Genomic DNA, 16,281 nt, shown 5'->3' with positions numbered 1-16,281 from the left:
TCCAACCCCGTAGCCCTACGCCTCCATCGCCTCCAGTTCGTCGATCATCGAGGCGATGAGGCCGAGGCCCTTGTCCCAGAACTTCGGGTCGCTGGCGTCGAGGCCGAAGGGGGCCAGAAGCTCCTTGTGGTGCTTCGACCCGCCCGCGCGGAGCAGGTCGAAGTACTTCTCCTGGAACCCTGGATCGCCCTCCTCGTAGACCGCGTAGAGCGCGTTCACCAGCCCGTCGCCGAAGGCATATGCATAGACGTAGAACGGCGAATGGATGAAATGCGGGATGTAGGACCAGAAGGTCTCGTAGCCGTCCATGAAATCGAAGACCGGCCCGAGGCTCTCGGCCTGAACGCTCATCCAGAGCGCGTTGATGGCGTCGGGCGTGAGTTCCCCCTCGCGCCGCGCGGCGTGGAGCTTGCATTCGAAATCGTAGAAGGCGATCTGGCGCACGACCGTGTTGATCATGTCCTCGACCTTTGAGGCGAGCATGAGCTTGCGCTTCGCGGGGTCCTCGGTCGCGTCGAGCAGGCGGCGGAAGGTCAGCATCTCGCCGAAGACGCTCGCTGTCTCGGCAAGCGTCAGCGGCGTCTGCGCCAGTAGCTCGCCCTGTCCCGCCGCCAGCACCTGATGCACGCCGTGGCCAAGCTCATGGGCGAGGGTCATCACGTCGCGCTGCTTGCCGAGGTAGTTCAGGAGCACATAGGGATGCGCGTCCGTCACCGTCGGATGCGCGAAGGCGCCGGGCTGCTTGCCGGGCTTCACCGGCGCGTCGATCCAGCCCTTCTCGAAGAACGGCGTGGCGATCTCGGCCATGCGCGGATCGAAGCCGGCATAGGCGTCGAGCACGGTCTGGCGCGCCTCCGGCCAGGGGATCAGCCGGTCATCGTCGCGCGGCAGCGGCGCGTTGCGGTCCCAGATCTCGAGCTTGTCGAGCCCCATCCACCGCGCTTTCAGCGCATAATAGCGGTGCGAGAGCTTCGGATAGGCGGCGACCACGGCATCGCGGAGCGCCTCGACCACCTCGGGCTCGACCTGGTTCGCGAGATGCCGGCTCATCTGCGGGGTCGGAAGCTTGCGCCAGCGGTCCTCGACCTCCTTCTCCTTCGCGAGCGTGTTGGTGATGCGCGCGAAGAGCGGCAGGTTCGCGGTGAAGACCTTGGCGAGCGCCCGCGCGCCCGCCTCGCGCCTGGCGCGGTTCTGGTCGGTGAGCAGGTTCAGCGTAGCTTCGAGCGGCAGCGTCTCGCCCCCGACCTCGAAGCTCAGCGCGGCCATGGTCTCGTCGAAGAGCCGGTTCCAGGCGGCGGCGCCGACCACCGACTGATCGTGCAGGAACTTCTCCAGCTCGTCGGAAAGCTGATAGGGCTGCATGGCGCGGATGCGGTCGAAGACCGGCTTGTAGCGCGCGAGCTCGTCATTCGCGGCCATCAGTTCGGCGATGCGCGATTCCTCGACCCGGTTCAGTTCCAGCGACAGGAAGACCAGCGCCGCCGTGATGTCGGTGAGCCGGCCCTGCGTGTCGCCGAGAAATTTCGCGCGGGCCGCGTCGGTCGTGCACTGGTAGTAGCGCAGGCCCGCGAAGCTCATCACCCGGCCCGAGACGAGATCGATCTTCTCGTAACGCCGGACGGCCTCGAGCAGGCCATCCGCGTCGAGATCGGCGAGCCTGCCCTGGTAATCACCGGCGAAGGCCGCGCATTCGGTCGTGAGCCAGTCGAGATCGGCGGAGATCCGGGGATCGTCCGGGCCCTTGTAGAGATCGTCGAGGTTCCATTCCGGCAGGGCGCCGAGATCTCCGCCGCCGGCGCCCGGCTCGCGGGCGTCGCGCGGCATGCGCTGCCATGCTATCGCGTGGCGTTCTATCAGGGACATTCGCGGGCTCCTCGTGACTGTCGGAGCCAGATCTAGTCACTCGGACCGGCGGTGTCGATGGCAGCGCCCGAACCTTGGCAACCGGCCCGGCGGCCTTGTTCAGCGGCCGGTCGCGGGAATGTCGAGCGCCGCCTGCGAGGCCGGCCGCGCCATCGCCCGGTCGAACCAGGGGCCGATGTTGGCAAACCCCGGCAGCCCGACCATCTCCTCGGCGCCGTAGAAGTTGAGCCCGCGCACCCAGGGCCAGATCGCCATGTCGGCGATCGTGTAGTCCGCGCCCATGATCCAGTCGCGGCCTTCGAGCCGCTGGTTCAGCACGTTGAGCAGGCGCTTCGCTTCGTTCACGTATCGGGTCAGCGGGCGCTTGTCCTCGATCTCGGCGCCCGCGAACTTGTGGAAGAAGCCGACCTGCCCGAACATCGGCCCGACGCCGCCCATCTGCCACATGAGCCACTGGATCGTCTCGTAGCGCGCGGCGCCGGCGGGAAGGAACCGGCCGCTCTTGTCGGCGAGATAGATCAGGATCGCCCCGCTCTCGAAAAGGCCGATCGGCTGGCCGTCCGGCCCGTCGGGATCGATGATCGCGGGGATCTTGTTGTTCGGATTGAGCGAGAGGAACTCCGGGGTGGTCACGTCCTCGGAGAGGTTGATGAGATGCGGCTCGTAGGGAAGGCCGGTCTCCTCCAGCATCGCCGAGACCTTGATCCCGTTCGGTGTCGGCCAGGAATAGAGCTGGACGCGATCGGGGTGCTCGGCCGGCCAGCGGGTGTTGATCGGGTGCTCGGCCAGGGTTCGGAAGGGGCGCGCGCTCTGGTCCATCGGAGGTCTCCTTCGGCGGTTCATCGGCGCCGCCGCCCGGACTTCGGTTCGGCTGGGCCGTTCGCCGAGGCTATCTGGCGCACCGGGGCTCCGTGGCAAGTCCCCGCGCCCGGCCCCGGGGGCCCGGCGAAAAACCGGCTTGCCCGGCAGGGAACCGCCGCATAGACCCGGGCGCGACAGGCGAGCCGAGGAGCCCGGAGGGCAGCCATGAGCAAAACCCGCAGCATTTTCGAGGAGGTGGGCGACGAGACGCCCGCCGCCACCCCGCGGCCGAGCACGCCGCCGCCCGCGCGCCCACGCCATGCGCGCCGCGCGATCGCCGTCTGGCTGACGGTGCTCTTCGCGCTGGTCATGGTGATGGTCGCCGTCGGCGGGCTGACCCGGCTCACCGATTCCGGCCTCTCGATCACCGAGTGGAAGCCGGTGACCGGGGCGCTGCCGCCGATGGACGACGCGGCCTGGACGGTGGAATTCGACAAGTACAAGGCGACGCCGCAGGCCGAAACGCTGAACCCGGAGATGACGCTCGCCGAGTTCAAGGAGATCTACTGGTGGGAATGGGGCCACCGCCAGCTTGGCCGCGTGATCGGCCTCGTCTGGGCGCTGGGCTTCCTCTGGTTCCTGGTGCGCCGCCAGATCCCTCCGGGCTGGACCGGGCGGCTTCTCCTGCTCGGCGTGCTCGGCGGCGCGCAGGGGGCGATCGGCTGGTGGATGGTGACCTCGGGGCTCACGGGCGCGATGACCTCGGTCGCCTCCTATCGGCTCGCGATCCATCTCGGCATCGCCTTCCTGATCCTCGGCATGCTCGCCTGGTATATCCTCGCCCTCAACCGGACGGAATCCGAGCTTCTGCAGGCGCGCAGGCAGCGCAGTCCGGCGATGATGGGCTGGGGCAGCGCGCTCATCGCGGTGGCCTTCGTCCAGGTCATCCTCGGCGCGCTCGTGGCCGGGATCGACGCCGGGCGGAACTTTCCGGAATGGCCGCTGATGGCGGGGCAGGTCGTGCCGCCGGGGATGCTGGAGCTTCAGCCGGTCTGGCGGAACTTCCTCGAAAACCCGGCGCTGACGCAGTTCACGCATCGGGGCGTCGGCTACCTCCTCCTCATCCTCGCGCTCGTCGCCTGGCTGCGGGCGCGGGGGAGCGCGCTGGTCTCGATCCGCAAGGCCTTCGCCGGGCCGGTCCACATGGGGCTGCTGCAGGTCGCGCTGGGCGTCGCGACCGTGCTGACGGCGGCGCAGCCGCATGTGGCGATCACGCATCAGGTGGGCGCGATCCTGCTCTTCGCGCTGATCGTGCGGGCACGGTTCATGGCGCTCTATCCCGCGCCGCAACGGATCGCCCGCAAGTAGGGGGACCAGATCTCCGCCCTACTTGCATTCCCGCGTGATCCCCGCTAACAGCGCGCCTTCAACACCGGACGGCCGGCCAATGGGGCTGCCGAGTCGCCCGAAACGACCATCGCAGGAGATGAAAATGCCCAAGATGAAGACCAAGTCCGGCGCGAAGAAGCGCTTCAAGGTGACGGCCACCGGCCGCGTCGTCGCGGCCCAGGCGGGCAAGCGGCACGGCATGATCAAGCGCTCGACGAAGTTCATTCGTCAGGCCCGCGGCACGACGACGCTCAGCGCGCCCGACGCGCGGATCGTCAAGAGCTACATGCCCTACGCGCGCTAAAGGAGAGCCGACATGTCCCGAGTCAAAGGCGGCGCCGCCTCCCACGCCCGTCACCGCAAGGTCATCAAGGCCGCCAAGGGCTACTACGGCGCGCGTTCGACCAATTTCCGCACCGCGACGCAGGCCGTCGACAAGGCGCAGCAGTACGCGACCCGCGACCGCAAGGTCCGCAAGCGGAACTTCCGCGCGCTCTGGATCCAGCGCATCAACGCCGCCGTGCGCGCGTTCGACGCCGATCTGACCTATTCGCGCTTCATCAACGGCCTCGACCGCGCCGGCGTCGATGTGGACCGCAAGGTTCTCGCGGACCTCGCCGTGCATGAGCCGGAGGCGTTCAACGCGATCGCCGCGCAGGCCAAGGCCGCGCTGGCCTGATCCCGCCGTTGAGATTTCGCGCCGCCGGTCGTGGCGCGAGGTCACGACGCTGGGTTCTATCGATGGGCCGCCCCTTGGGGCGGCCTTTCTCGTTCGTCGCGGCCGACCGCCGCCGAAATGTCCTTCCCCGAGCTTCCGCCTTGGAAATCTCGTCAGGAACCCCCCCGGCGAGCGGGGCTCCGCCTGTCATCTCGGCAATACGAATTCGACCCGGCGGTTCTGTGCCCGGCCTTCCGGGTTGTCGGCCCCGTCGATCTGGTTGGGCGCGACGGGCTCCGTCTCGCCGCGCCCCGCCGCGCGAAGCCGGGTCGAGGGCACGCCGCTTTCCGTGAGGGAGGCCACGACCGAAGCCGCGCGTTCCTCGGACAGCCGCTGATTGTAGTCTTCCGGCCCCTTCGCGTCGGTGTGGCCCACGACTTGAACCGTGCCCTGAACGGCGCCGCCTTCGCCCTCCGTCAGCACCGCCGCGATCCGGGCAAGCGTCTCGCGCGCCGGCGCGGTCAGTTCGGCGCTGTCGAACGCGAACAGCACATCGCTGGTCACCGACAGAACGATACTGTCATCGGTCTCGCGCATGGCGATGTCGCCGCCGCTGTCCGCGACCATGTCCCTCACGCTGCCCGACAGGTCGCTCACCTGCGAGGTCATGTCATGCACGGTCGACGCGAGATCGCGAATATCCGCGTCCCGAAGCTCGCGGATATATCCCGACAGATCGCCGCCATCCTCCTGGGCCGCGACGGGCGCGGCCACGCAAACCCCGGCCAGGCAGATCGTGGTCACGGCCGCCGCGGCGCGAGTGAGATGGCGCGACATCCGCCGCCTCAATTCGCCGTCATCCTGAAGGGCCCGATCGGCTCCATGCCGGGCATGTAGAGCGTGATGTTCTGTCCGGCGGGAGGCTTCGGAAACACACCGTACCAGCTGCCCACCAGCGCGCCTTTGCCCGAGGCGGTGAGGGAGGGCGGCGCAAGCGGTTCATCGTTCGAATCGCGCACCAGCATGTACTTCTTGTCGCCGGAGATCAGATAGATCTCCTCATAGATATTGTCGCCGAGATTGCTGTAGAGGACGTTGGACCCGACACGGCTACCCTCCCGCGCCGGACGCAGCGCCATCTTGACCGTGAGCCGCTCGCCATCGACGACCAGCCCGTCGACCTCGGCGATGATCTCGCCGTTCTTATACCGGCCCGTCGCGAGGACCTGGTTACCTTGAGCGCCCTGGACCGTACTTCCGCCGGTCGCGGCCGCGGCGCCGGGATCAGCTCCTTCGGGGTCCGCCCCGCCCGAATTCGCCTCGCCAGAGTTCGCCTCTCCAGAGTCGGACCCATCGGGCGACAGCATGGCGAGACCGGATTGCACCCTGCTCGCGAGGTCGTCGTCGATCGTTCGCCCGGACAGGGCGAGCGCGATCGACTGATCGGTCTTGTCGTCCGACGCGACGATCCAGATGCCTTCGAAAACGCCATTCTCCTCCTCGGTGCCGTAGGCGAAATCGAGACGCACCGCCGATGTCGCGCCCGGCACTTCGATGTCGGTCGTGCCGTCGACCCGAAACCCGGGAGTGCTGGTCTGAATCCCGCCGATCAGCGTGCTGAGACCGACGCGCGCCGTCCCGAATGGCCCGAAGTCTCCGGCGAGCGAGAGCGTGGTCGCGTCGTCGGCGTCCCCGTCGCTGTAGCGCAGACCGAAGGGGTCGCCCTCGACGCGCCTTTCGGTCCACCCGGATGGCACGCCGACCCGCAGGCGACCCGTGGTCGTGGCTCTGGCCGAGGCGTCCGCGACCAGATCTGGCCTTCCTGCCAGCTGCGCGTTGGCCGCGGGCGCGAATCCGGTCACCGCCGTGCCGATAACGACGGCGCACAGCAGAAATACCAATGGGCGTTCAAAGCGGTTCATCTTGTCATGCAACATTCTTGAGTCAGTCCTTTCGCAGGCTGTGAGCAAGCGACGCCGCCGCTCTCGCGGCGGTCCACGGTATCGCGCCACCCGCCTTCGATCCTTCCCGACCGACATAGCCAATTCGGGGGCGGCGACCAGTGCGATGATCGGTCTATGTCAATCGTCGCCCTCGGAGGCCTGTTCGAGCTGATAGCCGATCTCGCGGCGGAGACGGCGGCGGATCTCGGCGGCCCGGTGTCGGCGCTTCTCTGTCGGGGTCTCGACCCGGAGCGCGGGCACTTCCGCCGGACGGCCGGTGTCATCGACCGCCACCATCGTGAAATAGCACGAGTTCGTGTGCCGCACCGCGCCGGTCCGGATGTTCTCCGCCTCGACGCGGACGCCGATCTCCATCGAGGTGCGGCCGGCGAAATTCACGCTGGCGCGGAAAGTGACGAGTTCCCCGACATTGATCGGTTCCTTGAAGGTCACCTGATCGACCGAGAGCGTCACCGCGTAGCGCCCCGAGTAGCGGGAGGCGAGCGAGAAGGCCACGCGGTCGAGCAGGTTCAGGAGCGCCCCGCCGTGAACCTTGCCCGAGAAATTCGCGAGGTCGGGCGTCATGAGCTCGGTCATCTGCAGCTGGCGCGGGTCCATCGTGGTCTTCCTTCCGGGCGTCTGGCTTGGTTGGGCTACCGCCCGGTGGCGCCGCGCGGCGCTCGCACCGGGCGAGGCGGGGTCAGGCCGCGCCGCTGGCGCGCGCCGGTTCCGGGGCGGTGGGCACGATATGCGTCGGCGGGTCATGGTCGGCCGCCTCGGCGCGCAGCGTTTCCTTCTGCGTGATCAGCCGCGCGCTGTGGCCGCCGCTCATGAAGGACCAGAGCCAGCTGATCGCGACCGCGAGCCGGCTGCGCGTCCCGATCAGGAAGTAGATATGGGCGATGCCCCAGATCCACCAGGCGGCCCATCCCGTGAGTTCGACCTTGCCGAAGTCGATCACCGCCGCGCTGCGCCCCACGGTCGCGAGATTGCCGAGATGGTTGTAGGTGAAGGGTCCGGGCGCGGGGGTGCCTGCGATGCGCGCGCGGATCACCTTCCCGACATAGGCGCCCTGCTGCTTCGCCGCCGGTGCGACGCCGGGGACGAGCTTGCCGTCGATCTCGACATGCGCGGTATCGCCGATCACGAAGACATCCGGCATCCCGGGCACGCTCAGATCGGGTCCGACGATCACGCGGCCGGCGCGGTCCGCCGGAGCGTCGAGCCAGAGCGCGGCGCGCGAGGCCTGAACGCCGGCGGCCCAGATCACGGTGCGCGCCGGAACGAACTCGTCGCCGACCTGGATGCCGTCGTCGTTGACGGCGGAGACCGGCTTGCCGCAGCGGACCTCGGCCCCGAGCTTTCGCAGCGACTCCGCCGCGTAGTTCGACAGCTTCTCCGAGAAGACCGGCAGCACGCGGGGTCCGGCTTCCACGAGGATCACCCTGGTCTCGCGCGTGTCGATCCGCCGGAACTCCTTCGGCAGCGTCTTCTGCGCCAGTTCGGCGATGATCCCGGTCATTTCCACCCCGGTCGGCCCGCCACCGATGACGCAGAAGGTCATCAGCGCGCGACGAACCTCCGGGTCCTCCTCCTTCTCCGCCTGCTCGAAGGCGAGGAGCAGCCGCCGGCGGATCGTCGTCGCATCCTCGAGCGTCTTCAGCCCGGGCGCGGAGGGCTCCCATTCATCGTTGCCGAAATAGGCGTGGCGCGCGCCGGTGGCGAGGACGAGGGTGTCGTAGCCGACGCTGTCGCCGTCCCGGAGCAGGACCCGCCGCCCCTCCCGGTCGACATCCTGAGCCCGTCCGAGCAGCGTCGTCACGTCGCGCCTGTCCCTGAACATGCGCCGGATCGGCCAGGCGATCTCCGACGTGGCGAGCAGGGTCGTCGCGACCTGGTAGAGCAGCGGCTGGAACAGGTGGTGGTTGCGCTGATCGATGATCGTTATGCGGACCGGCGCCCCCTTGAGGGCGAGGGCGACATTCAGCCCGGCGAAACCGGCTCCGACGATGACGACATGATGAGCGGAAGAGCTATCGGACATTCGGGACTCCTCTGTCATGGCTGGCCGGGCGCGCGGGCCCGCCCGGCTGACCCGGCCGCGACTATAGACCGCGGACCCGCGCCGTGGCGAGACGCCGCGGCCGGGAAATACCGCCGGTTGATACTCCCGCGGCCTGTTCCTCCTCCCGCCGATCCCTTGGTGTCCGGCAGGGCGAAGACGCGCGGCTCGCGTCCGGTTGCGACGAGGGCTCGCCGCGACGCCGATTCGATCCATTTCCCCGGGATGAAACGGCCGGTGGCCACCCTACCGACACGGCGGCGAGACGGCCGCGCGGTTGAGAGGGCGACCGCCGGCCGTGCGAATAAGGGGGCGGCCGCGAGCCGTGCGATTGAAACGGCGGCCGGCCGGCCGTCTGGGAGGGAGAGGGAGCGGGCATGAAGATCGACCTCGACGGCAAGACCGCGATCGTCAGCGGATCGACCAAGGGTATCGGCCTCGCGATCGCGCGGGGGCTCGCGGCCGCGGGCGCGAGCGTCGTCGTCAACGGGCGCGGGGCGCGCGACGTGGACGCCGCGCTCGCCTCGATCGCGGCGGATGTGCCCGGCGCGGCTCTGCTCGGCCACCCCGGCGATCTCGGCTCGGCCGCGGGATGCGACGAGTTGATCACGGCGCATCCGCGCTGCGACGTGCTCGTCAACAATCTCGGGATCTTCGGTCCCCAGGATTTCTTCGAGACGCCGGACGCCGAATGGACGCGGTTCTTCGAGGTCAACGTCATGTCGGGCGTTCGGCTGGCGCGCGCCTATGTGCCCGGAATGGCGGAGCGTGGCTGGGGGCGGGTCGTGTTCCTCGCCTCCGAATCCGCGCTGAACATCCCGGCGGACATGATCCATTACGGTTTCACCAAGACCGCCGTGATGTCGGTCGCCCGCGGTCTCGCGAAACGGATGGCAGGCACCGGGGTGACGGTGAATTCCGTCCTGCCGGGTCCGACGCTCTCCGAGGGCGTGGCCGAGATGCTCCGGCCCGAGGTCGAGGGCGGCAAGACGCTGGAGCGGGCGGCGGCGGATTTCGTGATGGAGAACCGCCCTTCCTCGATCATCCGCCGCGCCGCGAGCGTCGACGAGGTGGCGAACATGGTCGTCTACGCCTGCTCGCCGCAGGCCTCCGCCACCACCGGCGCGGCGCTCCGCGTCGATGGCGGCGTGGTCGACAGCCTCTGAGGATCGGGGAGCCAGATGGCCGGCACGATGGACGACAGCGGTCAGGAGCGCGGGACGGCGCGGGATGATGCGCGGGCGCGCGGTACGGGAGCGGAGACCCCCGCGCGCGGGGCGGAGGGCGGGGTCGCCCTCGCGCTTCTGGTCGCGGGAACGTTCTTCATGGAGAACCTCGATGCGACGGTGATTACCCCGGCGATCCCGGCGATGGCCGAGAGCTTCGCGGTGGCGCCGGTCGATCTCAATACCGGCATCTCGGCCTACATGCTGACGGTCGGCGTCTTCATCCCGATCAGCGGCTGGGCGGCCGAGCGCTTCGGCGCGCGCCCGGTCTTTTCCTTCGCCATCGTGCTCTTCACACTCGCCTCGCTGCTCTGCGCGCTGGCGAATTCGCTTCCCGTCTTCGTCGCGAGCCGCGTCCTGCAGGGGATCGGCGGCGCGCTCATGGTCCCGGTCGGCCGGCTCGTCGTGTTGCGGGCAACGCCGAAGGAGCGGCTGATCACGGCGATCGCGACCCTCACCTGGCCCGCGCTGGTCGCCCCGGTGCTTGGCCCGCCGCTCGGCGGATGGGTGGTGCAACATGCCGACTGGCGCTGGATCTTCTATCTGAACCTGCCGCTCGGCGTCATCGCCCTCGGGCTCGCACTCCGGATCGTGCCGGCGACGGGGCCGAACCGGGGCGCGCGTTTCGATTGGCCCGGCTTCCTCCTGCTGGGCGGCGCGCTCTTCTGCCTGATGCTCGTGGCCGAGATGCTGGCGCGGCCCGACGCGGAGATGGCGGCCGCGGCCGGCCTCGCGGTGCTGGGCATCGGGCTCCTCGCCTGGAGCGTCCGCCACCTCAACCGCGCGTCGCATCCGATGTTCGATCTCTCCGCGCTCCGGCTGCGCAGCTTCGCCGTCACGATCTGGGGCGGGTCGCTCTTCCGCATGGGCGTGAGCGCGGTGCCGTTTCTCGTGCCGCTGCTCTACCAGATCGCCTTCGGCTTCGACCCGTTCGACGCCGGGCTCATGCTGATGGCGGTCTTCGCCGGCAATCTCGCGATGAAGCCGATGACGACCTGGGTGCTCAGGACCTTCGGATTCCGCCGCGTGCTGATCGGCAACGGCCTCCTCAACGCCTGCGCCATCGCGTCGATCGCCTTCCTCGGCGCCGACACGCCGCTCTGGATCTCCTGCGCGGTGCTGTTCATCGGCGGCATGTCGCGTTCGATGCAGTTCACCGCGCTGAATTCGATCGCCTTCGCCGATGTGCCCGACGGCGGCATGACCAGTGCCAATACGCTGTTCTCCACCGCGTTCCAGCTCGCGATGGGGCTCGGGGTGGCCTTGGGCGCGATTGCCTGGAGACTGGGGGAAGTGATCGGCGCCGATGCCGGGCCCGTGATGCCGTTCCGCGTGGCTTTCCTCATCGTCGGCGCTATCTCGCTTCTCGGCGTGCTCGACAGCCTGGCACTCGAAGCCGAGGCCGGGTCGAATGTCGCCCGGCGCGCGACGCGGCGCTGAGTGAACGGAGGGGTTCGCCCCGGAACGAGATGGAAGGGAGGGCACCTCATGGAAAAGCGACCGCTCGGTGGGACCGGGCTCGACATCGCGCCGATCGTCTTCGGCGGCAATGTCTTCGGATGGACGATCGACAAGGCCACGAGCTTCGACGTGCTCGACGCCTTCGTCGATCACGGATTCAACGCGATCGACACCGCCGATGTCTATTCCTCTTGGGCGCCGGGCAATTCGGGCGGTGAGTCGGAGAGCATCATCGGTGACTGGCTCGCGGCGCGTCCGGGCATGCGCGACAGGGTGACGATCTTCACCAAGGTCGGCTCCGACATGGGTGCTCCGGAGCGCAAGGGCCTGTCGGAGCGCTGGATCGCCGAGGCGGTGGAGGATTCGCTCCGGCGCCTGAAGGTCGATGCGATCGACCTCTACTTCTCGCACTGGCCGGACACGGACACGCCTTACGCGGAAACGCTGGGCGCCTATGCGAAGCTCATCGACGCGGGGAAGATCAGGGCGATCGGCGCCTCGAACCTCGACGCGGCGCAGCTTCGCGAGGCGCTCGACGTCTCGCGGACCGGGAGCCTGCCCGGCTATCAGGCGCTGCAGCCGGAATACAACCTCTTCGATCGCGCGGCTTTCGACGGCGCGTTGCGGGACATTTGCGTCGGGGACGGCATCGGCGTCGTCACCTATTACAGCCTCGCCTCGGGCTTTCTGACCGGCAAGTATCGCTCGGAGGCGGATCTGCCGAAATCCGCGCGTGGCGACGGGGTGGCGAAATACCTGACGCCGCGCGGCTTCGCGATCCTCGAAGCGCTCGACGACGTCGCGGCCCGCCACGGTGCCAAACCCGCGGAGGTGGCGCTCGCCTGGCAGATCGCCCGTGAAGGCGTGACGGCGCCGATCGCGAGCGCGACGAGCGTCGCGCAGGTGGAGAGTTTCTCGCGCGCCGCCGCCCTCAAACTGTCGCCGGAGGATATCGCCGCGCTCGACGCCGCGAGCGCCTGAGCGGTCATCTCGGAGAGACGTGCCCCGCGGAACGCCTTCTGCGGGGCGCGTCTCTCCCTGCGCCGTCTCGGCGTGGGTCGGAGGGGTTGGCCCGATGCGTGCTGGCGCGATTTCCGTCGCGACGGAGTGCCATTGATCCATGGATCGCCGGTTCGGCGAAGTCGCGCGCCGCGCCTATGCCATGTCGAAATCGAAACCCCGGCGTCAGGCAGCTCACCCGTGCCTATCCGGCGTGGGGGGCTCGGTACGCATTCGAGGCGGCGCCCCCTCCTCGCGGAAGGCCCGCCGCGCGCCACCTCGCCCGCGCGCGGGACGCGCGGGACGCCCGCGTGCCGGGATCAGCTGGCGCGCAGCACTTCGCCGACGTGGTCGCCGAGTCTCAGCGCGAGCTGAACGATCGTCAGCGTCGGTTTGGTGAAACCGCCGGTCGAGAAGACGCTCGAGCCGCCGACATAGAGATTGTCCACTTCGTGCAGGCGGCAGTCCGCGTTGACGACGCCGGTGCGCGGGCTCGCGCACATCCGCGTCGTGCCCATGTGATGCCGGCCGGCGACCTGGCCCTCGCCGCCCTGGATGTTGGGCAGCGACGGGTTTTCCTCCTGAATCCAGCGCCTGAGCCGGAGCCTGCCGATGTTCTGTTCCGCGACATGGGCGCCGAAGGCCGTGATCGCGGCGCGGAAGGTGTCGAAGTCGCTGTCCACGAGGTTCCAGCAGATCCGGGACCGTCGCAGACCGAACTGGTCCGTCGCATCGGCGAGCCGGACCCGGCTCTCCGGGTTCAGCCGCTGCTCCACCGAGACGGCCACCCGCGCCCACGGGTTTTCCTTCGGGTGGCGCACCAGCGCGAATTCCTCGAGCCCGCCCCAGCCGCATTTCGGACGGAAACCGCGCAGACGTTGGACGAGCCGCGCCGTCTCGGGCGTGAAGCATTCGACGGTCGTCTTCAGGGCCTTGGGCAGCGAGAGCGGCGTGTCCCGCCGCTGCGGCTCCAGCATGACCGTGAAATTCGCGACCCCGGTCGCTTCCAGCAGGTCATCCGTCGGCGCGAAGACCCGCTGCTCGAAGGACCAGGGCTCCGTCAGCAGCATGTCGGCCGCGAGAACCGTCGGATGTTCGGCGAAATAGCGGCCGACCAGACCATGGGCGTTGCCGATCCCGTCGGGGCGCTGCTTCCGGAAATTGAGCAGCATGCGCGCGTTCTCGATCCCGCCGAGGCAGATCGCATAGGCGCGTGCGCGGATACCGAAACCCGGGTCGCCCGCGTCATAGCCGCGGAACCAGGCCTCCACCACGCGCGAATAATCCTCGGCGAGCCTGAGGTCCACGAGATTCGCGTTGAGGCAGAGCGTGATCCGGTCCGAGGCGACGATCTCGTCGCGGTACTTTTCGCCGAAGCGCGTCGGCGGGCTGTAGCGCCACTGGATATGCCGGAAGCGCTCCTCGCGCTGGGCCATCGGCAGTTCGGGCGGGATGACCGGATCGTCGAGTTCGACGATTCGCGCCGCGGGTTCCAGATACGGGTCGAGATCGGCCCTGGCGATGGCCCAGCCGCTCATCGGGTCGTAGCCGTGGCGCTGGAAATCGCGGGCCTCGAGCGGCCGGCACTTGCCTTCCCAATGCCCCGAGGTTCCGCCGAAATAGCGCAGCCGGCATTCGTCCAGCGGGAAATAGTCGTGCCCGCCGCATTCCCCGGCGTAGACATCCTGCGAGACGGGGTCGTAATCGAACCCGCCCGCCTCCATCAGCGCGACACTGAAACCTTGCGCGGCGAGCCGCCGCGCAAGAGTAATCCCGGCGGGACCCGCGCCGGCGACGCACACGTCGAAGGCGCGATCAAAGGCTGCCCGCTCGCCCGAACTGGCATCAATCAACACAACGCGTCTCGGCGGCCATAGGCGAGAGAACTCGTCTACACAAAACACCAGTCAACACACGCACCGTGAAACCACCCCACACCACAGGTACACCGAGACGCGATGCTTATCGGATAAGCGAAGCAGGGCCTTGCTACAAGGAAACCGAGGACGAATGGTTAACTCCGCGGTCAAGTGTTGCATAGATGCCGCGGCCTCCGGCGGGGGATTCGGGGGAGTGGCCGCCACCGCCGGCTCCGCAGGCTCGGACCCGACTTGCCAATGCGCGGGCCATTCGGCTAGTGAGCGGCGCGATGTTCCAGTCACCATCCGGAAGGTGAGGGCGCCATGTCCGTGACCGATGCGCTGCGCGAGAAATACCTGACGACGATCGCCGCCGCGACGACCGAGGCCGCGCTCGAGGAGACGCGCCTCGCCGCGCTCGGAAAGAAGGGCGAGGTCTCGGCGCTGATGCGCTCGCTCGGCGCGATGAGCCCGGAGGAGCGCCAGAGCGCGGGCCCGGCGCTCAACGCGCTGAAGGACGATCTCAACACCGCCATCGCCGATGCGCGCGCCCGGCTCGCCGACGCGGCGCTCGAAGCGCGGCTCGCGACCGAGTGGCAGGATGTGACCCTGCCGCCCCGCCCCGAACTTCGCGGCTCGCTCCATCCGGTCAGCCAGGTGATGGAGGAGGTGACGGCCATCTTCGCCGATCTCGGCTTCTCCGTCGCCGAGGGGCCGCAGGTCGAAAGCGACTGGTACAATTTCGACGCGCTCAACATCCCCGATCACCATCCGGCGCGCGCCGACATGGATACCTTCTATCTGGCCCGCGCCGAGGGCGACAACCGCCCGCCGCATGTGCTGCGCACCCATACCTCGCCGGTGCAGATCCGCGCGCTGGAGGCCCAAGGCGTCCCGATCCGTCTCATCGCGCCGGGCCGGGTCTACCGCGCCGACTATGACCAGACGCATACGCCGATGTTCCATCAGGTCGAGGGGCTCTGCATCGACAAGGGCGTGTCGATGGCGAATCTGAAATGGGTTCTGGAGGAGTTCTGCCGCGCCTTCTTCGAGGTCGACAACGTCGAGCTCAAGTTCCGTGCCTCGCATTTCCCCTTCACCGAACCCTCGGCGGAGGTCGATATCCGCTGTTCCTGGGCGGGCGGGCAGCTTCGGATCGGCGAGGGCGACGACTGGCTCGAGATCCTCGGGAGCGGCATGGTGCATCCGAAGGTGCTCCGCGCCGCGGGCGTCGATCCCGAGGAATGGCAGGGATTCGCCTTCGGCATGGGGATCGACCGGATCGCCATGCTGAAATACGGCATCCCTGACCTGCGCGCCTTCTTCGACAGCGACCTGCGCTGGCTCCGGCACTACGGTTTCGCCTCGCTCGACGTGCCGACGCTCAGGGCCGGGATAAGCCGGTAGCGGCCCCCCCCCCGGATCGAATCCTCCGGGTTCCGGGTTTGCCCTCCGTAACGCATACGGAGGATATGATGTTGAGAACCACAGCGCTCACCACGCTCGTCTTCGCAGGATTCGCAGCTTCCGCCTGGGCCCAGAGCTCGGACGCGCCGGTGTCGTCGACCGGCTCGGAGGCGTCCTGCGCCAGCTATCTCGCGGCGAGCCAGGATGAGAGGGTGGCGATGCTCGGCGAGCTTGGTTTCTCGGCCGATGAGGCGGACCAGGCTGATGACGATGCCAACGAGGCCGGAGAGGCCGACGAGGACAACGAGGCTGGCGAGGCGGGAGAAGCTGGTGAGGCGGATCAGGCCGATGGGGCCGACGCGGCGGATCAGGGCGGCGAGGCGGGGGAGGCCAATGAGCCCGAGGATGACGCCGCGGATGAAGCCGACGATGCCCAGGAGTTCGCCGGGGATCTCGCCGCGGCGTGCGAGGACCAGCCGGATTCGCTCGTGAGCGACGTGCTCGGAAGTGTGGATCAGGACTGACGCGCCTTCGCGCTGACCGCGGCCGCTCCGCGCGCCCTTCCCCTTGAGCCTGCGATGGCGTAGACCCGCCGCGCAAACGCTGACGGGAT

15 protein-coding genes are annotated in these 16,281 nt (G+C 68.6%); 8 read left to right on the top strand and 7 right to left on the bottom strand.

What is annotated here, in order from left to right; all coding sequences use genetic code 11:
* Nucleotides 1-15: 15 nt before the first annotated feature.
* Both ACLJK8_RS00485 and ACLJK8_RS00480 read right to left on the bottom strand, forming a co-directional pair.
* Nucleotides 16-1,824, bottom strand: a complete 1,809-nt coding sequence (locus tag ACLJK8_RS00485) for a M3 family oligoendopeptidase (RefSeq protein WP_413148251.1) — start codon at nucleotides 1,822-1,824, stop codon at nucleotides 16-18.
* Nucleotides 1,825-1,962: 138 nt separating this feature from the next.
* Complete coding sequence (locus tag ACLJK8_RS00480; protein WP_413147990.1) at nucleotides 1,963-2,682, bottom strand: glutathione S-transferase N-terminal domain-containing protein; 720 nt, start codon at nucleotides 2,680-2,682, stop codon at nucleotides 1,963-1,965.
* 207 nt (nucleotides 2,683-2,889) lie between these two features.
* On the opposite strand from ACLJK8_RS00480, the gene ctaA reads away from it, so the two are divergent.
* From ctaA to rplT, 3 genes are all read left to right on the top strand, one after another.
* The gene (gene ctaA, locus ACLJK8_RS00475) at nucleotides 2,890-4,032 is read left to right on the top strand and encodes a heme A synthase (RefSeq protein WP_413147989.1); all 1,143 of its coding nucleotides are present in this window, start codon (nucleotides 2,890-2,892) and stop codon (nucleotides 4,030-4,032) included.
* A gap of 124 nt (nucleotides 4,033-4,156) precedes the next feature.
* On the top strand, nucleotides 4,157-4,357 hold the full coding sequence (gene rpmI / locus ACLJK8_RS00470; RefSeq protein ID WP_413147988.1) for a 50S ribosomal protein L35: 201 nt from the start codon (nucleotides 4,157-4,159) through the stop codon (nucleotides 4,355-4,357).
* A 12-nt stretch (nucleotides 4,358-4,369) separates the two neighbouring features.
* Nucleotides 4,370-4,732 carry a 50S ribosomal protein L20 gene (gene rplT, locus ACLJK8_RS00465; protein ID WP_413147987.1) on the top strand — a complete coding sequence of 121 codons (363 nt, stop codon included), beginning with the start codon at nucleotides 4,370-4,372 and terminating at the stop codon, nucleotides 4,730-4,732.
* Between the two features lie 186 nt (nucleotides 4,733-4,918).
* Here rplT and ACLJK8_RS00460 read toward each other — a convergent pair whose 3' ends face one another.
* From ACLJK8_RS00460 to ACLJK8_RS00445, 4 genes are all read right to left on the bottom strand, one after another.
* Nucleotides 4,919-5,548: an OmpA family protein gene (locus ACLJK8_RS00460; protein WP_413147986.1), complete on the bottom strand. Its 630-nt coding sequence runs from the start codon at nucleotides 5,546-5,548 to the stop codon at nucleotides 4,919-4,921.
* A gap of 8 nt (nucleotides 5,549-5,556) precedes the next feature.
* Entirely contained in the window at nucleotides 5,557-6,750 is a 1,194-nt protein-coding gene (locus tag ACLJK8_RS00455; protein ID WP_413147985.1) for a hypothetical protein, read from the bottom strand.
* A gap of 42 nt (nucleotides 6,751-6,792) precedes the next feature.
* Nucleotides 6,793-7,272 carry an acyl-CoA thioesterase gene (locus tag ACLJK8_RS00450; RefSeq protein WP_413147984.1) on the bottom strand — a complete coding sequence of 160 codons (480 nt, stop codon included), beginning with the start codon at nucleotides 7,270-7,272 and terminating at the stop codon, nucleotides 6,793-6,795.
* A gap of 82 nt (nucleotides 7,273-7,354) precedes the next feature.
* Nucleotides 7,355-8,698 carry an NAD(P)/FAD-dependent oxidoreductase gene (locus ACLJK8_RS00445; RefSeq protein WP_413147983.1) on the bottom strand — a complete coding sequence of 448 codons (1,344 nt, stop codon included), beginning with the start codon at nucleotides 8,696-8,698 and terminating at the stop codon, nucleotides 7,355-7,357.
* A 395-nt stretch (nucleotides 8,699-9,093) separates the two neighbouring features.
* Here ACLJK8_RS00445 and ACLJK8_RS00440 point away from each other — a divergent pair, with 395 nt between their 5' ends.
* From ACLJK8_RS00440 to ACLJK8_RS00430, 3 genes are read left to right on the top strand one after another with little or no spacing between them, the layout of a single operon-like run.
* The gene (locus ACLJK8_RS00440) at nucleotides 9,094-9,882 is read left to right on the top strand and encodes an SDR family NAD(P)-dependent oxidoreductase (RefSeq protein ID WP_413147982.1); all 789 of its coding nucleotides are present in this window, start codon (nucleotides 9,094-9,096) and stop codon (nucleotides 9,880-9,882) included.
* A gap of 15 nt (nucleotides 9,883-9,897) precedes the next feature.
* Entirely contained in the window at nucleotides 9,898-11,382 is a 1,485-nt protein-coding gene (locus ACLJK8_RS00435; RefSeq protein WP_413147981.1) for an MFS transporter, read from the top strand.
* A 48-nt stretch (nucleotides 11,383-11,430) separates the two neighbouring features.
* Nucleotides 11,431-12,384, top strand: a complete 954-nt coding sequence (locus tag ACLJK8_RS00430; protein WP_413147980.1) for an aldo/keto reductase — start codon at nucleotides 11,431-11,433, stop codon at nucleotides 12,382-12,384.
* Nucleotides 12,385-12,722: 338 nt separating this feature from the next.
* Here ACLJK8_RS00430 and ACLJK8_RS00425 read toward each other — a convergent pair whose 3' ends face one another.
* Nucleotides 12,723-14,255, bottom strand: coding sequence for a GMC oxidoreductase (locus tag ACLJK8_RS00425; RefSeq protein WP_413147979.1), 1,533 nt, complete (start codon nucleotides 14,253-14,255; stop codon nucleotides 12,723-12,725).
* 330 nt (nucleotides 14,256-14,585) lie between these two features.
* Here ACLJK8_RS00425 and pheS point away from each other — a divergent pair, with 330 nt between their 5' ends.
* Together pheS and ACLJK8_RS00415 are read left to right on the top strand one after the other, a co-directional pair.
* On the top strand, nucleotides 14,586-15,668 hold the full coding sequence (pheS, locus tag ACLJK8_RS00420) for a phenylalanine--tRNA ligase subunit alpha (protein ID WP_413147978.1): 1,083 nt from the start codon (nucleotides 14,586-14,588) through the stop codon (nucleotides 15,666-15,668).
* A gap of 68 nt (nucleotides 15,669-15,736) precedes the next feature.
* Nucleotides 15,737-16,192 (top strand): hypothetical protein, encoded by a 456-nt coding sequence (locus tag ACLJK8_RS00415; RefSeq protein ID WP_413147977.1) that lies wholly within the window; start codon nucleotides 15,737-15,739, stop codon nucleotides 16,190-16,192.
* Nucleotides 16,193-16,281: the final 89 nt, after the last annotated feature.

The organism is Amaricoccus sp. W119 (assembly GCF_047275745.1).
Classification (GTDB): Bacteria; Pseudomonadota; Alphaproteobacteria; order Rhodobacterales; family Rhodobacteraceae; genus Amaricoccus.
This window is presented reverse-complemented; position numbering and strand designations above follow the sequence as displayed.